This window comes from Serratia sp. BNK-12 (genome assembly GCF_047456085.1).
GTDB lineage: Bacteria > Pseudomonadota > Gammaproteobacteria > Enterobacterales > Enterobacteriaceae > Serratia > Serratia liquefaciens.
In genome coordinates this window covers 4,614,264-4,628,209 of record NZ_CP179896.1, presented here as the reverse complement: position 1 = coordinate 4,628,209, position 13,946 = coordinate 4,614,264, and the positions used below count along the sequence as shown (strand labels likewise).

Sequence of the window (13,946 nt, the reverse complement as noted above, 5' to 3'; positions counted from 1 at the left end):
TCAGATCGATTTTTTCGGCGGGTAGGCGGGGTGAATATAACGGGTAAATATGATGTCCATATTCTTGTATTTCTGAGGTGAGCGCTTCCCCGCAATGGATATCACCTGAGAATACTATGTTTAATAGTTCCACATTGGCTTCCTAGTAATAGTGTAACGTGAGCATCCGGTGTTGATGCCCAGTTTTAATTCGGTTTATCTGTTTTATGCCTGCGTTATTTTTGAAATCGGCAGGTCTTCGAGTATGCCCGCTTTATCCAGTGCCAGCAGCATTTGCTGCGTAACAATATTATTGGTTTCCCATGGCTTGGTGTCGGCAGGTGGGTAAGTGTCGTGAATGACGGCGGCGATGGCTTCTGCATCCATATTCAAATGACCTAGCATCCGGGCGCTAAATTCTTTAGCGATGGCATCCGTCGTATAGTGTTCAATAAAGGTCAGGATGGGGAGTTTCATCGCCTCTTTTGCATGCGTATCGCTGTGGTGCCATATATGCCCAAGTATCTGTTGAGAAAAGCGGGCGTGTCGGCCTTCGTCCGCGACATGGTCTTTCATGATCTGATAGAAGGAGGGGAAAATATTTTCATTGTCGATCACATCGATGAGATCGGTGGTTAACGCCTGTTCTGACAGGGAAACGCACACCAGCCGGAATAACTCACGGTGTTCATCCGGGGTCTGACCAAGCGCGAGCGCGAGCGCGAAGGACGCTTCGGTGTCTTTCGGCATGCTCAGCGGCGCTATGCCCGTCATCTGTTCGACCTGATTGATAAGGTCCAGTGCGACCAGAGCATGATAGGACTCATCTACAACGACGGTTAATGCATCCAGGCGCATATCTGCGGGGAAATCGACGCCTGCGGTATTTTTGTATAGTTTGTAGGTTGAGTCATTAATAATATCCAGCTCAATGTTGGCAATGCCATTCAGATAGTGATAAAGCGTTTGGACCTGAATATAGCGCAGTGCTTCGTCACCCAACGCTGCCACGCGCGGGTGCATGCAAAGCGGCAGGCGTTCCGTAGGGAAATATTGCCGGGATTGGTAATCTTGCTCATTAAGTATGCGACGCGGACGGGAACGGACAATAGCAGCGCGATCCCATTTTTTCAGGGTTGTTTCAATTATGCTCACGGAAAGAATCCTTCTTTAGTAGAGTTCGACTTCAATATCCGACAGCGGATAGGCACAGCAAGCTAATATAATATTTTCCTCAAGCTCATCTTCGGCCAGGGCGCTTTGTTTTCCATGACGCACTTCACCTTTGACTAACAACATTTTGCAGCAGCCGCATTTTCCTGCGCGACATAAATGTGGAATATCGATGCCTTTACTCTCAAAGTTATCTAATAGTGACTTCTCGGAGCAAAAGCTACCCGTGTCCTCACCATCAAGAATAACCTGATAGTGGGTGTTTTTTGATTGTGAAATCATGGCGGGGATTCCCTTGGCTATTAATTAAATGGTGTGGGGTCCATTATTCTTCCCTGATTGAATGATATTTTTATTTATGTGCCTTGATGGCGGAATAACAGTAGCTTCTGAGTTGTTTATTGTCAACATGAATGGTTAATAACTTTAACATTTCATTAATATTTGCGTTGTCTTTTTATTTTTTAATGGTTAATTCGTTAATTATTTCTTTTTTTATTTTTACAGGTGCAGATGTGCATATTGCAAGAAGTGTCTTTGTAATAATTGATTTTAAAATTATTTTATTTGGTATCGACCGCCGGCGGGGGCGTTGAATATTCACTTCTGTTGGAGGCCAACCTTGGGACCTCGCCCCGTTAACGAAAAAGGGCAAGCTTTCGCTTACCCTTTGGTTGGTGCAGTACGCAACGTCGCTATCTCAACCCAACCCGCCAATCCGCCCCCGGATCTCCTCCTCAGGCAAATCTACGCCAATAAACACCAAGGTGCTGCGGCGCTCTTCCTCCGGCAGCCACTCGCGATCCCAGTCGGCGTTATACAGCCGTTGTACGCCCTGGAATAACAGCCGGCGCGGCTCGTCCTTGATTGACAAAATGCCCTTATAACGCAGCAGGCTGTCGGCGTATTCCAGCAGCAGGCCTTCCATCACTTCGGAAATCTGCATCAGCTCCAGCGGCTGGTCGTGGTATACCGCGATCGAGCCAATGTTGTTTTGCGCTTGCGGAATGCGGCGGAACAGCGGCGTCGGCGGCGTCAGGGTCAGCTTGTCGTTCAGCACAAAGCCTTCGATGTCGAACAGTACGCTGAGATCGATATCGCCGTGCGTCACTTTATACACCGGTGCGCGGGCGTTCATCTGCTGCAGGCGTTGGATCAGCGCTTCGCAGTCCGGTGCCACGTCGGTTTTGGTCAGCAGAATGCGGTCGGCGTAGCCCACCTGCGCCTGCGCGATGCTGAACTGGGTCAGTTGTTGGTCGGCATGTGCGGCGTCCACCAGGGTGATGATGCCGTCCAGCAGGAAGCGTTCGCAGAGGATCTCGTGCGAGAAAAAGGTCTGGGTGATCGGGCCGGGATCGGCCATGCCGGTGCATTCGATGATCAATCGATCGAACGCCAACTGGCCCTGGTCTACGCCGTCCAGCAAGTCCAGCAGCGCATCGGCCAGTTCGTTGGATTTGCTGCAGCAGATGCAGCCGTTGCTCAGGGTGGTGATGCGGCTGGCACGGTCGCCAATTAGCGCATTGTCGATCGGCACTTCGCCGAATTCGTTTTCGATTACCGCAATCTTGTAGCCGTGCTCGGCGTTGAGAATATGGCGTAGCAGAGTGGTTTTACCGGCGCCCAAAAAGCCGGTCAGAATGGTGACTGCGATGGGTTTCATTACGGGTCCTTATTAACAGCAGCGCATGCCGCCTTTGCCGTCCCCACCGTAGCGGGCCTGCTGGCGTTCGCGGAAAAACTCTTTATAGGTCATCACCGGTTTGTCCGGGTGGTTGTCTTTCATGTGCTGGACGTAGGTATCGTAGTCGGGCACGCCCACTAACATGCGCGCTGCCTGACCGAGGTATTTCCCCGCCTGGCCGAGATTTCCGAACATCGCCTTCTCCCCAAAAAATTACCCTGCATAACAGCTTTCATTATGCAGGGTATCCGTTAAATCACCATCAGTGCTGCGGTGAAACTTTGACGTCCCCCTCAGTTACGCCGTTGGAGGGCGCTTCTTCAGGCACCGGCACGTACGGCGTTTCCTGGTCGCTGCGGTTCGGGTTTTTATGCGCCGCCATGGCGGTTTTCACCCCGTAGAAGATGATGCTGTACACCACCAGCAGGAACAGAATGCTCAGCCCGGCGTTGGTGTAGTTGTTCACCACGATATGGTTCATGTTAGCCACTTGCTGAGCGGTCAGCTCGGCACCGCCTTCGGCGATTTTGCGCTTGTACTCACCAGCCTGGAAGAAGAAGCCTTCCAACTGAGGATTGTCGCTGAACAGCTTCAGACCCAGGGCGTAAGTGGTACAAATCAGCAGCCATACCGCCGGCAGCACGGTGACCCAAATGTATTGGGTGCGCTTCATCTTAATCAGCACCACGGTACCCAACACCAGCGCCACGGCGGCCAGCATCTGGTTGGATATGCCGAACAGCGGCCACAGGCTCTTCACGCCGCCGAGCGGATCGACCACCCCTTGATACAGCAGGTAACCCCACAGGCCCACGCAGCCGGCGGTGCCGACAATACCGGCCACCAGCGAGTCGGTTTTCTTCAGGAACGGCACGAAGTTGCCCAGCAGGTCCTGCAGCATAAAGCGACCGGAACGGGTACCGGCATCCAGCGCGGTCAGAATAAACAGCGCTTCAAACAGAATACCGAAGTGGTACCAGAAGCCCATGTTGGCACCAGGAATGATCTGGTGGAACACGTGGGCGATACCCACTGCCAGCGTAGGTGCGCCACCGGCGCGGTTCAGCACCGAAGGCTCGCCGATGTCCTTGGCGGTCTGCAGGATCTGTTCCGGGCTGATGACAAAGCCCCATGAGCTGACGGTCGCCGCCGCGTGGGCGGTCACATCTTTCAGTGACGCCATGATCATCGGCGCATCTTCGGTACCCAAACGGTGCAGGTCAGGCATGGTGATGCCCAGTGCTGCCGGCGGGGTGTTCATGGCGAAGTACAGGCCCGGCTCGATAATCGAAGCCGCCACCAACGCCATGATGGCCACGAAGGACTCCATCAGCATCGCGCCGTAACCGATAAAGCGCGCGTCTTTTTCATTGGCCAGCAGCTTCGGCGTGGTGCCGGAGGCGATCAACGCATGGAAGCCGGACACGGCGCCACAGGCGATGGTAATGAACAGGAACGGGAACACCGAGCCTTTCCACACCGGGCCTGTCCCGTCGACAAACTGGGTGATCGCCGGCATTTTCAGCTCAGGGTTGAGGATCACGATGCCAATCGCCAGCCCGACGATAACGCCAATTTTCAGGAAGGTCGCCAGATAGTCGCGCGGCGCCAGGATCAGCCAGACCGGCAGCAGGGCGGAAACGAACGCATAACCAATCAGCGTATAGGTGATGGTGGTGTCTTTAAAGGTCAGCGCCGGGCCCCAGTACGGGTCGTGGGCGATCACGCCGCCGAACCAGATGGAAGCCACCAGCAGCACGATGCCAATGATCGACACTTCGCCCACCTGTCCCGGACGCAGGAAGCGCATGTAAACGCCCATAAACAGGGCAATCGGCACGGTGGAACAGACGGTGAACACGCCCCACGGGCTTTCCGCCAGCGCTTTCACCACGATCAGGGCCAGCACTGCCAGGATGATGATCATGATCAGGAAGCAGCCAAACAGCGCGATGGTCCCCGGTACCGGGCCCATTTCCTTTTTGATTATCTCGCCAAGCGAAGCGCCGTTGCGGCGCGAGGAAATGAACAGCACCATAAAGTCCTGCACCGCCCCCGCCAGCACCACGCCGCCCAGTAGCCACAGCGTGCCGGGCAGGTAGCCGACCTGCGCTGCCAGTACCGGGCCCACCAGCGGGCCAGCCCCGGCAATGGCGGCGAAGTGGTGGCCGAACAGCACGTTTTTGTTGGTTGGCACGTAGTTCAGGCCGTCGTTATTGACCACCGCCGGCGTCGCGCGGAAGGCGTCCAGCTTCATCACCTTGGTGGCGATGTACAGGCTGTAATAACGGTAAGCCACCAGATACACCGCCACCGAGGCGACGATGATCCACAGCGCGCTGATGTGTTCGCCACGGCGCAGCGCAACCACGCCCAGGCAGGACGCGCCGAGTATTCCCAGCAGCATCCAGGGTATGTGTTTTAAAATCCCCTCTCTGTTCATTGAGGTGTCCTTAGTTCAAATCTGCAAAATGAGTGAGTTAACCCGCTTATAAGATGTTTCAGGCACGCGGCCCGGTGCGGATAACGTTCGGGTACGAACTCTAAATAATTCGAGTGGCATTGAGGCGGCAAGGGCGCGTAGCCCGATGAACTTACATAAGTAAGTGATTCGGGTGAGCAATCGTAGCCAACAACGATGCAACTTGAAGTATGACGAGTTTAGGAACAGCTCATCATTGCGGGTTGGGACAGGGGAAGACATGCGAATTTCAGTCAACGGTGCTATAGGGTGCCGAACGGTTGAAATCCCGGGGTGAGCGGTTGGGCGTTGCAGGGGGAGTGGCAACGCCCCACCGAGGGCCGGGTCAGTAAATCTTTCTGGTGTTGATCCCGGCGGGGAAAATGCCGGTGGCGAAGATGTGCCCGTTAACCTGCAGCTGGCCGTCGGGCAGCATTTCGACCGGGTATTCGTGGGTCAGATAACTGAGAAAGTTATTGCGGTCGTCGAGCGTCTGAAAGCCGATCAGATCGTAGAAAAACAGCGATTCGATTAAGCCGTGATGCTCGGGGATCTGTCTGAGCAGCGCCGTCGACGGGAACGGCAAATGGAAGAAGAACGCACAGGGGTTCAGCAACCCCTGTTCTTTCAGCGCCTGGCCGCAGGGCAACAGCTGGTAATCATCAATACAGATGATGTCGTTCGGGCAAACATACTCGCAGGCGATATCGGCGAAGTGCCGGTTGAGTTGCCGATAAGCGCGGTAGTTCTCCGGCGTGAAATGCGCCTTCTCCGGGTGGTTATGGAACACTGGCCACAGGCCGTCGTGATAGTAGCCCTGATAGTGGAAGTGAAACTCCTCGGTCGATAACGGAAAGGTCACCTGCTCGTAGCCGCTGCGGTGCTGATAACTGACCGGGCGCAGCGGCGCATCGCCAAAGTTCTGTACGTCACCGTTCCAGCCCAGCCACAACCCGCGATCGTCGTCGCTCTGGCTGTCAGGCGATAGGGCCTGCGTAGCGCAGGCCAGATCCTTGCCGTCACACTGCTTATTCGAGATCAAAACCAAACGAGACATGCTGCGTTCCTTGTTCAGGTTACGAATAGGGGGTTAAAGCATCCAGCGGGTTTCCGCTTCGGTGACCTGCGCTTCAAAGCGGCGCAGCTCGGCGCTCTTGCAGGTGTGCCACAGCGCGGCAAACGCCGGGCCGAGGCTTTCCTGCAACGGCGGAGTTTGCCGGAATAACGTCAATGCTTCCTGCTGGCTGAGCGGCAGTGCCACCGCGTCGCCATTTTCATAGCCGTTGCCGCAGGCTGCCGGCGGCAGGGGTTGCGCGTGCTCCAGCCCATACAGCATGCCGCTCAGCATCGCCGCTACGGCCAGATACGGGTTGGCATCGGCCCCGGCCAGCCGGTATTCGATGCGCTGGTTGGCATGGTCGGCGCAGGGTAAACGCAGCGCCACCGTGCGGTTATTGTGCCCCCAGGAGGCGCGCAGCGGCACGTGCATACCGGGACGAAAGCGGCGGAAGGCGTTAACGTTGGGCGCGAATATCGCCATCGAGGCTGGCATCAGCGCCAGCATGCCCGCCATCACCTGCATCATGGTGGCGCTCAACTCGCCCGGCAGGCTGGCCAGCAGGTTGTTGCCCTGCTCATCCTGCAGGCTGATATGAAAATGCAAACCGCTACCGGCGGCCTGAGCACAGGGCTTGGCCATAAAGCAGGCGTGCTGGTGGTGTTTCTCGGCGATCTGGCGCGTCAGCCGCTTCAGGGCCAGCACCTGATCGCAGGCCTCCAGTACGCGAGCGCTGTGATGCAGATTCAGCTCATACTGGCCGGAGGCGGCTTCGGCGACCACGCCGGTCAGCGGCAAGGCCTGCAGCCGGGCCTGATGTTCGATGTCATTGAGCAACGCCTGGTGGCGCTCCGGTGCATCGACAGAAAAACTCTGCGTCGGGCACTGTCCGGCGTCAGCCGGTTGCTGCTGCGGATCCTGCAGATAAAACTCCAGCTCTGCCGCCACGACCGGGAAGTAACCCTTGGCATGCAGGCGTTTGAGCACCCGTTGCAGCACCACGCGCGGCTCCAGTTCGCAGGCGTCGCCGTCGGCATTTTTCATCGTCAGCAGCAATTGGGCATGGTGCTGCGGATCGCGGGCGCAGGGCCGCAAGGTTCCGGGCACCGGCAGACACAACCTGTCCGGCTCACCGGCCTGCTGGCCCAGCCCGCTTTCTTCAATGACCTGGCCGCCAAGATCCATGGCGTAGATTGACAGCGGGAAATAACAGCCTTTATCCAGCGTAAACACCTCGGCGACAGGCAGCCGTTTCCCGCGGAATTGACCGTTCAGATCGTTGAGATAAATATCGACGTGTTCGGTGTCCGGATAGCGCTGTAAATACTGTTCTACTTCTTTGTGGAATGAACGCGCCTGCGAAGCGGGAATATCTGCCAGCAGCGGGTTGAAACCAATAACGTTAGCATGCATGGCAGCCCCCGAAATGAATTAAAGCCGCGGGGGAAATTATTATCAGGGCAGGGGATAAACACATGAGGCATCCGTCTCGTAAGGCCATATTGGCGATGTAATGATGTTATCTGCGCCCCTAAAACCTGTCTGTAAAAACGCCGTAACTTTATTTATAGCCGGAATAAAAAAGGTGTAAATAAGGGGCGTGGCTCTGATGGCCGAAGAATAAATAGCTGCATATACTGCTGAGAGCGACGTTATTCAGGAGAGAAAATAATGATCAGAGTTTTTATCGTGTTTGCCGCCGTGATGACGGCGTTCAGCGCCGAGGCCTCCTCTGAAGCGGCATGGGCCAGCGGCGATAAAGCACTGCAAACCGCCTGCCTGAAAGCCAGCAGTTTGAAAGGGGCCAAAGCCGTCGGCAGCATTATCCATTATGGTGACGACGTCGGTTACTCGGCCCTGTTGATCGCTGGGCGCTATCCGCAGGCGTTTATGCATAACAAAGCGGGCAAAGAGATGTGCCTTTACCAGCGAGCCACTAAAAAGGCGGTGGTTCAGGACGCTGACGGGCTGGCGGGAAAGCCATAGCAGCAGGGTTCTTGGCGGTACAGTTTTAAAAATGGCGTTGTAAATATAGACTGTAGTCTATAATTTGTCGTTCAGTATACACCTGTATTGAAAGGACACTTAAATGGGTACTTTAAAAGAAATGTTAGCTTCGCGTACCCCTGATAGCAGGCAGCGAATTGAGGAAATGGCAGAGGAGATGCTGCTGGAAACGCGCTTATATGAGGTGCGGGAGGCACTGGATATTTCACAGCAAACGCTGGCGAATAAACTCGGTATTTCGCAACCCTCTGTTGCCGCTATAGAGCAACGTGGCAATGAACTGAAGATTTCGACATTAAAACGGTATGTGGAAGCGATGGGCGGAACACTGCGGCTGGATATCGAACTGCCGGATGGCAAACACGTAGGATTTAGGGTTTAAAACGATCAAAAAAGGGCGCCGGGGCGCCCTTATGCCGTTATTTCAACGCGATACGGATCACGTCGTCCGGCGCGGTGGCTTCTTTCTCGCGGCTGGAAGCCTGTTTGACGCTCACGTACAGCGTCTGGCCATCCGGTGACAGCGCCAGGCTGTTCGGGTGGGTTGGGGTCTTGATGGTTTGCAGCAGCTTGTAGTTCTTGGCGTCGATCACGCTGACCTGGCCTGCCTGACGATGGGTGACATACACCTCATTGCGCGTCGGGTTGAACAGGACCGCCAGTGATTCCGGCACGTCGATTTTGCTCAGAATCTTGCCGTCGCGGGTATCGACCACCAGCACCTGGGCCTGCTTGGAGTCGGTGATAAAGGCGCGATGCGTGGCAGGATCCAGGCTGATGTTCAGGAAGAAGTGCTCTTTGGACTCGTCCAATTTCTTGCGGCTGAGCACCTTGTTGGTTTTGGTGTCGATAGTCACCAGCTCGCCGTCGGCGTTGGTCACGTACAGGCGGCTTGCGGCCGCATCCAGTGCCAGACCGGTACCGTATTTGCCGGTTTCGGTGATGGTGGTGCGCAGGGTCAGGTCTTTGCCGTCTACCACCCAAACCACGCTGGATTCACCCAGCCCGGTGATATACAGGGTGTCGGTGGTGGCGTCGGCCACCAGCTCACGCGGTGCCAGCGGTTTTACCGTTTCGGAGCGTTTACGCGCATCCAGCACCAGGCGGCCTTTGACCTCACCGGTTTTACCGTCGATGGCAGTGACCGAGTTATTGACGGTGTTGCCGAAGAACAGCGTGTCGGTTTTGCTGTTAATGGCCGCGCCGAAAGGTTTGATATCGTTGTGAATGATCTGGGTGATATCCAGCGTTTGCGGATCCAAACGATACACCACGCCGCCTTTGTCCAGCTTGCGGCTTTGCGAAGTGGCCAGATACAGCGCGTTCTCGCCCTGGCTGTAGACCATCTCGTAAGCGCCTTTGCCGACGGGCTTGCGCAGCAGTTCCGGCTCGCCCTGGGCCAGCAGCGGGGCGGAAAACAGCATTGAAGTGAGCAGCAGCAGTGGGAAAGCGGCGCGTGCGCCAAAGCGGCGGCTGGTCGTTGTTGCAGAGTTCATAACCTCTCCATGGAGTTAAAATGCCTGTCGCCGCAGGGCGGTTGCCCAGAGGCTAAAAAGCTCAACATTGAATTCAAAGCAAAATCCGGCCGGTCGCATCGTGTTGCGCCGGGCCTTCTGTTTGCGAATAATAATCATTATTCATGCCGGAGGGGAGTGATTTCTACCCAGGCTGGGGTGAAAATCACAATGTGAAGAGTGGGTGAAGGGTGATCGTTGCCGTGTCGCTGCGTGGGTTTCCTGATTTTCCTTGTGGGCAGATAACAAATAATTAATTTAGCTGCGTTATTGTTTGGTCGCTGTAATAATATTTATTTGTTATCTCTTATAATAAAAACCCGATAATAACGGAGGTTTCTTTGGGTTAAAAACTCCTGCTTTGTACGTTATGTGAGCGGTTAATTACATTGTCTTGCATTGAATTACAGTTGAATACTTTTGTGGTGAAAAAGTCATCCTGTGGTGGATAATCTCAGGTTATGACATGAATTTTTATAACTTGCGTCATTTGCACACATCGGGTAATTGTTTATGCGTGGCTCAAGACCACCGTATTTATAACAATAATTTTTCGGGCAGGGGTAATAATGAGATATATAAAAACGCCAATATTCATTGGCGGCGTTGTGCTGTCGGCGTTATCCGCCGGCGCGCGGGCAGAAATCACCATTCTGGATAAAAACCCGCAAAGCAATGTGTTGCTGGCACCGCTGAGTTTGAAAGTTGGCGGCAGTATTCGCCCCGAGTGGATATTTAATAATGGCCCGGAGCCGGGATATTATAAAAATGGTCATGATGGCGGCACGCGCTTTCGCTTCAGCGGCGACTATGCGCTGACGCAGGATACCTCGGTTATCGGCTACTACGAGTGGGGCGTCGATCTGGCACACGCGCTGAGCTGGGACGGCCACTACAACGAAGACGGCAAACGCGACTATCAGCGCCAGCTGTACGGCGGCTTCAAAGATGATCGCTACGGCACCTTAACCTTTGGTCACCAATACGGCATTTATTATTCGGTTGTCGGCATTAAAAGCGACGTCTGGGATAACGATGGTCATGCGGGCGGCACCGGCATTGGCATTTCCGGCGACTACGACGGCGGTAATAAACCGAAGAACAGCCTGAAATACACTAATGATTTTGGGCCGGTTACCTTATACGCCAACTATTTATTACCGGAAGACGATTTGCACACGGCGGATAATCTCATCTATCGCCGTAAAGGCGGCGGTGGGTTGGGGTTTGATTATAAGGCGACGAAGGAATTAACCTTCAGCGCGGCCTACAGCTACACCGACGCAAAAATCAAAGACAATCAATATAACGAGAAAGAGTATCACCAGCAGTTGTCCGGCACCGCGCTGACCTGGCAACCGAATAACTGGTATATCGTCGGGACCGCCAGCTATTACAAAGACTATGTGCCGAGCACCCGTGAACGTACCTTGTCACATTATTTCGCCGGGAGCGGTTACGGGGTAGAAGGCTTTGTCGGTTATACCTTTAATATCGACAAGCCTTTCCTGAAATCGATCCAGCCTTATGTGGCCGCGGACTCGCTGCAATTGAAGGGCGACGAAGAGTACCACGCCAATCACGTTTACCTTGGGGCGGGTACCACCATCGGCTACGGCCTGTCGGTGTATGTGGAACGGACGCTGGCCAACAGCAGCGACAACGAACCGGACTCCACCTGGGTGACGGTGTTCTACGACTTCTGATCGCTCCTGACAAACTTTCCAGGCCGGCCTCGTTGCCGGCTTTTTTGTCTGGTTATTTCACAGGGTGATCCAACCGCCCTGCGCCCGATCCGCCGCGGTTTTCTCCGCCAGATAGCGTGCCGGCGGTTTGCCGACGGCTTTGCGAAACATGGTGACGAAGCCACTGGCGCTCTCATAGCCCAAATCCAGCGCCACCCGCTGTACGGTCTCCCCCTTGGTCAGGCGTTGCAGCGCCAGCATCACGTGCAGTTGCCGTCGCCAGTGGCCAAAGCTCATGCCCATTTGCTGCTGCAGGGTGCGGTTGAGGGTGCGTTCGCTCATGCCGATGCGCTGAGCCCATTGGCTGAGGGTGGCCTTGTCCGCCGGATCGGCCAGCAGGCGCTCGGTCAGTTGGCGAATGCGTGCGTCATTGGAGACTGGCAAGTGCAGGTTCTCAATCGGCGCGGCGGCCAATTGATCCAAGAGTACGCCAATCAGCCGCCCTTCAGCGCCTTGCTCGTCATACAGCGGATCAAACCCGCTGGCCTGCAACAGCAGTTCGCGCAGCAACGGCGAAACGGCCAACGTACAGCAGCTGGTCGGCAACCCGGCGATGGCAGCCTGATCGACAAACAGCGCGTAACATTCGGTGGCCCCGGTACCCTGAGCGTTGTGCAGCACGTTGCTGGGCATCCAAAGCGCACACTGCGGCGGAACCAGCCACAGGCCGTTTTCCACTTCGCAGCGGATCATGCCGCGCATCGTATAAATCAGCTGCGCTTTTTGGTGCCGGTGATGGGCGACTTCCCAATCCTTGTTAACGGTGGAACCCTGCACGGCAAAAACCGCCCGGGGCACCCGATCGATATCGAAAAGCGGTGGAGTGACAAAAGGCATGAGAATAATTCTCAATTTGGCGTAAATGAAAAACATTATGTCCTGATTGTGCAATGTGGTCTAGTGCTTCCGCCGATAAAGTAAGCGCACGTTTCCGAACTCTTAGGAGAAATCTCATGTCATTAGATTCTGCAACCTTCCCACTGGTCTGGATGCGTCAGCAAGCCGCCGGCGAACCGAAAGATACCCTCGCCGAATTTGCCGAATTCAGCACCTTGCTGCAGCGTGAACAGCCGTTTGTGCTGCTTTGCGATCGTCGTATGGACGAAAGCGGTGAGCAGGATCGCGACGAGCGTACCCAGGTCGCCCTGTGGAAACGCGATCACCGTGAGGCGTTAGCGAAGTGGGTCAAAGGTATGGTGCTGATCGAGCCGGACGACATGCGCCGAAAGGCGGCGGAAGAGTTTGTCGATTTCGCCAGCCGTTTCTGGGGTTATCCGGTGATGGTGGTGGCCAGTGAGCAACAGGCCCATGAGCTGGCACAACGCCTGCTCGAGCAGCGGGAACAATAATCAATAAGGAAGCGCCATGTATCAGCAACAGGTAATTGCGCAACTGCTGGCCTGGATTGAAGCAAACCTCGACCAGCCGCTGACGCTGGACGATATTGCCGCCAAATCCGGCTACTCCAAATGGCATTTGCAGCGGCTGTTCAAGCAGTTGACCGGCCATATTCTGGGCACTTACGCCCGGCGCAGACGTTTGACCGCCGCCGCGCGTGAGCTGCGGCTCACCCATACCGGCGTGGCCTGCATTGCCGATAAGTACCAGTTCGATTCCCAGCAGACCTTCACCCGTTGCTTCAAAAAACAGTTCGGTTTGCCGCCGGCCGGCTATCGCCGCAGCGCGGATTGGTCCAGCCACGGCATGCAGCCGCCGCTACGGATGGCAGAAGGCCCATTGCCTCAGGGGAGTATTGTCACTCTGCCGGCCATGCAGCTGGTGGGGCGTACCCAGCGCCGCAGCTGCACTCTGGGGCAAATGCAGCATTCGAAAAATGAGCTGCGCCAGTACGTCTGGAACCAGGTGCTGCAACCCGAAGTCGCGCCACCGGCGGTAGTCTACGGCCTCACCAGTCTGGAAGCGGACAACCGACAGCTTGATGGTCAACGCATGGCCTATACACTGGCGCTGGCAGATGAACAGGCCGAAGGGGAGCAGATCCTGATCGAGCAGGGCGATTACGCCAGCTTTACCTATCAGGGGCAGGTCGAAGAGTTGCCAAACTTCGTCGATCGCCTGTACGACTCCGCGATGCCCATGATGAACGCTGTGCGCCGTCCCGGGCAGGATATCGAGCGTTTTTACCCGGCACAGGGAGAGGTTTGTAATGCACGCGGTACGGCGATCCGCTGTGAATATCTGATCCCGATTCGCCGAACGTCACCGCCGGCCGCTGTGCTTTAACGGCAGTTTTCACAGAAAAACCTCTTCGTGCTGCACCAGGTTACAAAAAAGTTCGATATTGCGCTGGTAATGTTTCACACTT

General features: G+C 55.4%; 14 protein-coding genes. 5 read left to right on the top strand and 9 right to left on the bottom strand.

Going from position 1 to position 13,946, the window contains the following annotated elements; genetic code table 11:
* Window positions 1-204 precede the first annotated feature (204 nt).
* The 7 genes from ACMGG1_RS21610 to ACMGG1_RS21580 form a co-directional block, all read right to left on the bottom strand.
* Window positions 205-1,134 carry a diiron oxygenase gene (locus ACMGG1_RS21610; RefSeq protein ID WP_414161008.1) on the bottom strand — a complete coding sequence of 310 codons (930 nt, stop codon included), beginning with the start codon at window positions 1,132-1,134 and terminating at the stop codon, window positions 205-207.
* Between the two features lie 15 nt (window positions 1,135-1,149).
* A complete protein-coding gene (locus ACMGG1_RS21605) occupies window positions 1,150-1,434 on the bottom strand; it encodes a 2Fe-2S iron-sulfur cluster-binding protein (protein ID WP_122076923.1) in 285 nt (94 codons plus the stop codon).
* Between the two features lie 418 nt (window positions 1,435-1,852).
* A complete protein-coding gene (yjiA, locus tag ACMGG1_RS21600; protein ID WP_401423556.1) occupies window positions 1,853-2,815 on the bottom strand; it encodes a GTPase in 963 nt (320 codons plus the stop codon).
* A gap of 12 nt (window positions 2,816-2,827) precedes the next feature.
* Complete coding sequence (locus ACMGG1_RS21595; RefSeq protein WP_004953088.1) at window positions 2,828-3,031, bottom strand: YbdD/YjiX family protein; 204 nt, start codon at window positions 3,029-3,031, stop codon at window positions 2,828-2,830.
* Window positions 3,032-3,098: 67 nt separating this feature from the next.
* Window positions 3,099-5,279 (bottom strand): carbon starvation CstA family protein, encoded by a 2,181-nt coding sequence (locus ACMGG1_RS21590; RefSeq protein ID WP_414161007.1) that lies wholly within the window; start codon window positions 5,277-5,279, stop codon window positions 3,099-3,101.
* 364 nt (window positions 5,280-5,643) lie between these two features.
* Complete coding sequence (locus ACMGG1_RS21585) at window positions 5,644-6,354, bottom strand: trehalose-6-phosphate synthase (protein ID WP_201895781.1); 711 nt, start codon at window positions 6,352-6,354, stop codon at window positions 5,644-5,646.
* Window positions 6,355-6,387: 33 nt separating this feature from the next.
* Entirely contained in the window at window positions 6,388-7,767 is a 1,380-nt protein-coding gene (locus ACMGG1_RS21580; RefSeq protein WP_371078742.1) for a glutamine synthetase family protein, read from the bottom strand.
* 258 nt (window positions 7,768-8,025) lie between these two features.
* Between ACMGG1_RS21580 and ACMGG1_RS21575 the strand changes: the two genes are divergently transcribed.
* Window positions 8,026-8,340 carry a hypothetical protein gene (locus ACMGG1_RS21575; protein WP_414161006.1) on the top strand — a complete coding sequence of 105 codons (315 nt, stop codon included), beginning with the start codon at window positions 8,026-8,028 and terminating at the stop codon, window positions 8,338-8,340.
* 103 nt (window positions 8,341-8,443) lie between these two features.
* Window positions 8,444-8,743, top strand: a complete 300-nt coding sequence (locus ACMGG1_RS21570) for a helix-turn-helix domain-containing protein (protein ID WP_128865536.1) — start codon at window positions 8,444-8,446, stop codon at window positions 8,741-8,743.
* A gap of 37 nt (window positions 8,744-8,780) precedes the next feature.
* Here the strand turns inward: ACMGG1_RS21570 and ACMGG1_RS21565 are convergent, their stop codons facing one another.
* Window positions 8,781-9,857, bottom strand: a complete 1,077-nt coding sequence (locus tag ACMGG1_RS21565; protein WP_048762869.1) for a YncE family protein — start codon at window positions 9,855-9,857, stop codon at window positions 8,781-8,783.
* 587 nt (window positions 9,858-10,444) lie between these two features.
* Here ACMGG1_RS21565 and ACMGG1_RS21560 point away from each other — a divergent pair.
* Window positions 10,445-11,581 (top strand): porin, encoded by a 1,137-nt coding sequence (locus ACMGG1_RS21560; protein ID WP_142816015.1) that lies wholly within the window; start codon window positions 10,445-10,447, stop codon window positions 11,579-11,581.
* 57 nt (window positions 11,582-11,638) lie between these two features.
* Here the strand turns inward: ACMGG1_RS21560 and ACMGG1_RS21555 are convergent, their stop codons facing one another.
* Window positions 11,639-12,457 carry an AraC family transcriptional regulator gene (locus tag ACMGG1_RS21555; protein WP_048762871.1) on the bottom strand — a complete coding sequence of 273 codons (819 nt, stop codon included), beginning with the start codon at window positions 12,455-12,457 and terminating at the stop codon, window positions 11,639-11,641.
* Between the two features lie 116 nt (window positions 12,458-12,573).
* Between ACMGG1_RS21555 and ACMGG1_RS21550 the strand changes: the two genes are divergently transcribed.
* Together ACMGG1_RS21550 and ACMGG1_RS21545 are read left to right on the top strand one after the other, a co-directional pair.
* The gene (locus tag ACMGG1_RS21550) at window positions 12,574-12,969 is read left to right on the top strand and encodes a hypothetical protein (RefSeq protein ID WP_020825052.1); all 396 of its coding nucleotides are present in this window, start codon (window positions 12,574-12,576) and stop codon (window positions 12,967-12,969) included.
* A 16-nt stretch (window positions 12,970-12,985) separates the two neighbouring features.
* The gene (locus ACMGG1_RS21545; RefSeq protein ID WP_217331510.1) at window positions 12,986-13,864 is read left to right on the top strand and encodes a helix-turn-helix domain-containing protein; all 879 of its coding nucleotides are present in this window, start codon (window positions 12,986-12,988) and stop codon (window positions 13,862-13,864) included.
* Window positions 13,865-13,946: the final 82 nt, after the last annotated feature.

Coding starts and splice junctions, on each gene's coding strand:
- ACMGG1_RS21550 (WP_020825052.1), top strand. CDS start 12,574: ATGTCATTAGATTCTGCAACCTTCCCACTGGTCTGGATGCGTCAGCAA.
- ACMGG1_RS21590 (WP_414161007.1), bottom strand. CDS start 5,279: ATGAACAGAGAGGGGATTTTAAAACACATACCCTGGATGCTGCTGGGA.
- ACMGG1_RS21565 (WP_048762869.1), bottom strand. CDS start 9,857: ATGAACTCTGCAACAACGACCAGCCGCCGCTTTGGCGCACGCGCCGCT.
- ACMGG1_RS21585 (WP_201895781.1), bottom strand. CDS start 6,354: ATGTCTCGTTTGGTTTTGATCTCGAATAAGCAGTGTGACGGCAAGGAT.
- ACMGG1_RS21575 (WP_414161006.1), top strand. CDS start 8,026: ATGATCAGAGTTTTTATCGTGTTTGCCGCCGTGATGACGGCGTTCAGC.
- ACMGG1_RS21560 (WP_142816015.1), top strand. CDS start 10,445: ATGAGATATATAAAAACGCCAATATTCATTGGCGGCGTTGTGCTGTCG.
- ACMGG1_RS21580 (WP_371078742.1), bottom strand. CDS start 7,767: ATGCATGCTAACGTTATTGGTTTCAACCCGCTGCTGGCAGATATTCCC.
- ACMGG1_RS21555 (WP_048762871.1), bottom strand. CDS start 12,457: ATGCCTTTTGTCACTCCACCGCTTTTCGATATCGATCGGGTGCCCCGG.
- ACMGG1_RS21605 (WP_122076923.1), bottom strand. CDS start 1,434: ATGATTTCACAATCAAAAAACACCCACTATCAGGTTATTCTTGATGGT.
- ACMGG1_RS21570 (WP_128865536.1), top strand. CDS start 8,444: ATGGGTACTTTAAAAGAAATGTTAGCTTCGCGTACCCCTGATAGCAGG.
- ACMGG1_RS21545 (WP_217331510.1), top strand. CDS start 12,986: ATGTATCAGCAACAGGTAATTGCGCAACTGCTGGCCTGGATTGAAGCA.
- yjiA (WP_401423556.1), bottom strand. CDS start 2,815: ATGAAACCCATCGCAGTCACCATTCTGACCGGCTTTTTGGGCGCCGGT.
- ACMGG1_RS21595 (WP_004953088.1), bottom strand. CDS start 3,031: ATGTTCGGAAATCTCGGCCAGGCGGGGAAATACCTCGGTCAGGCAGCG.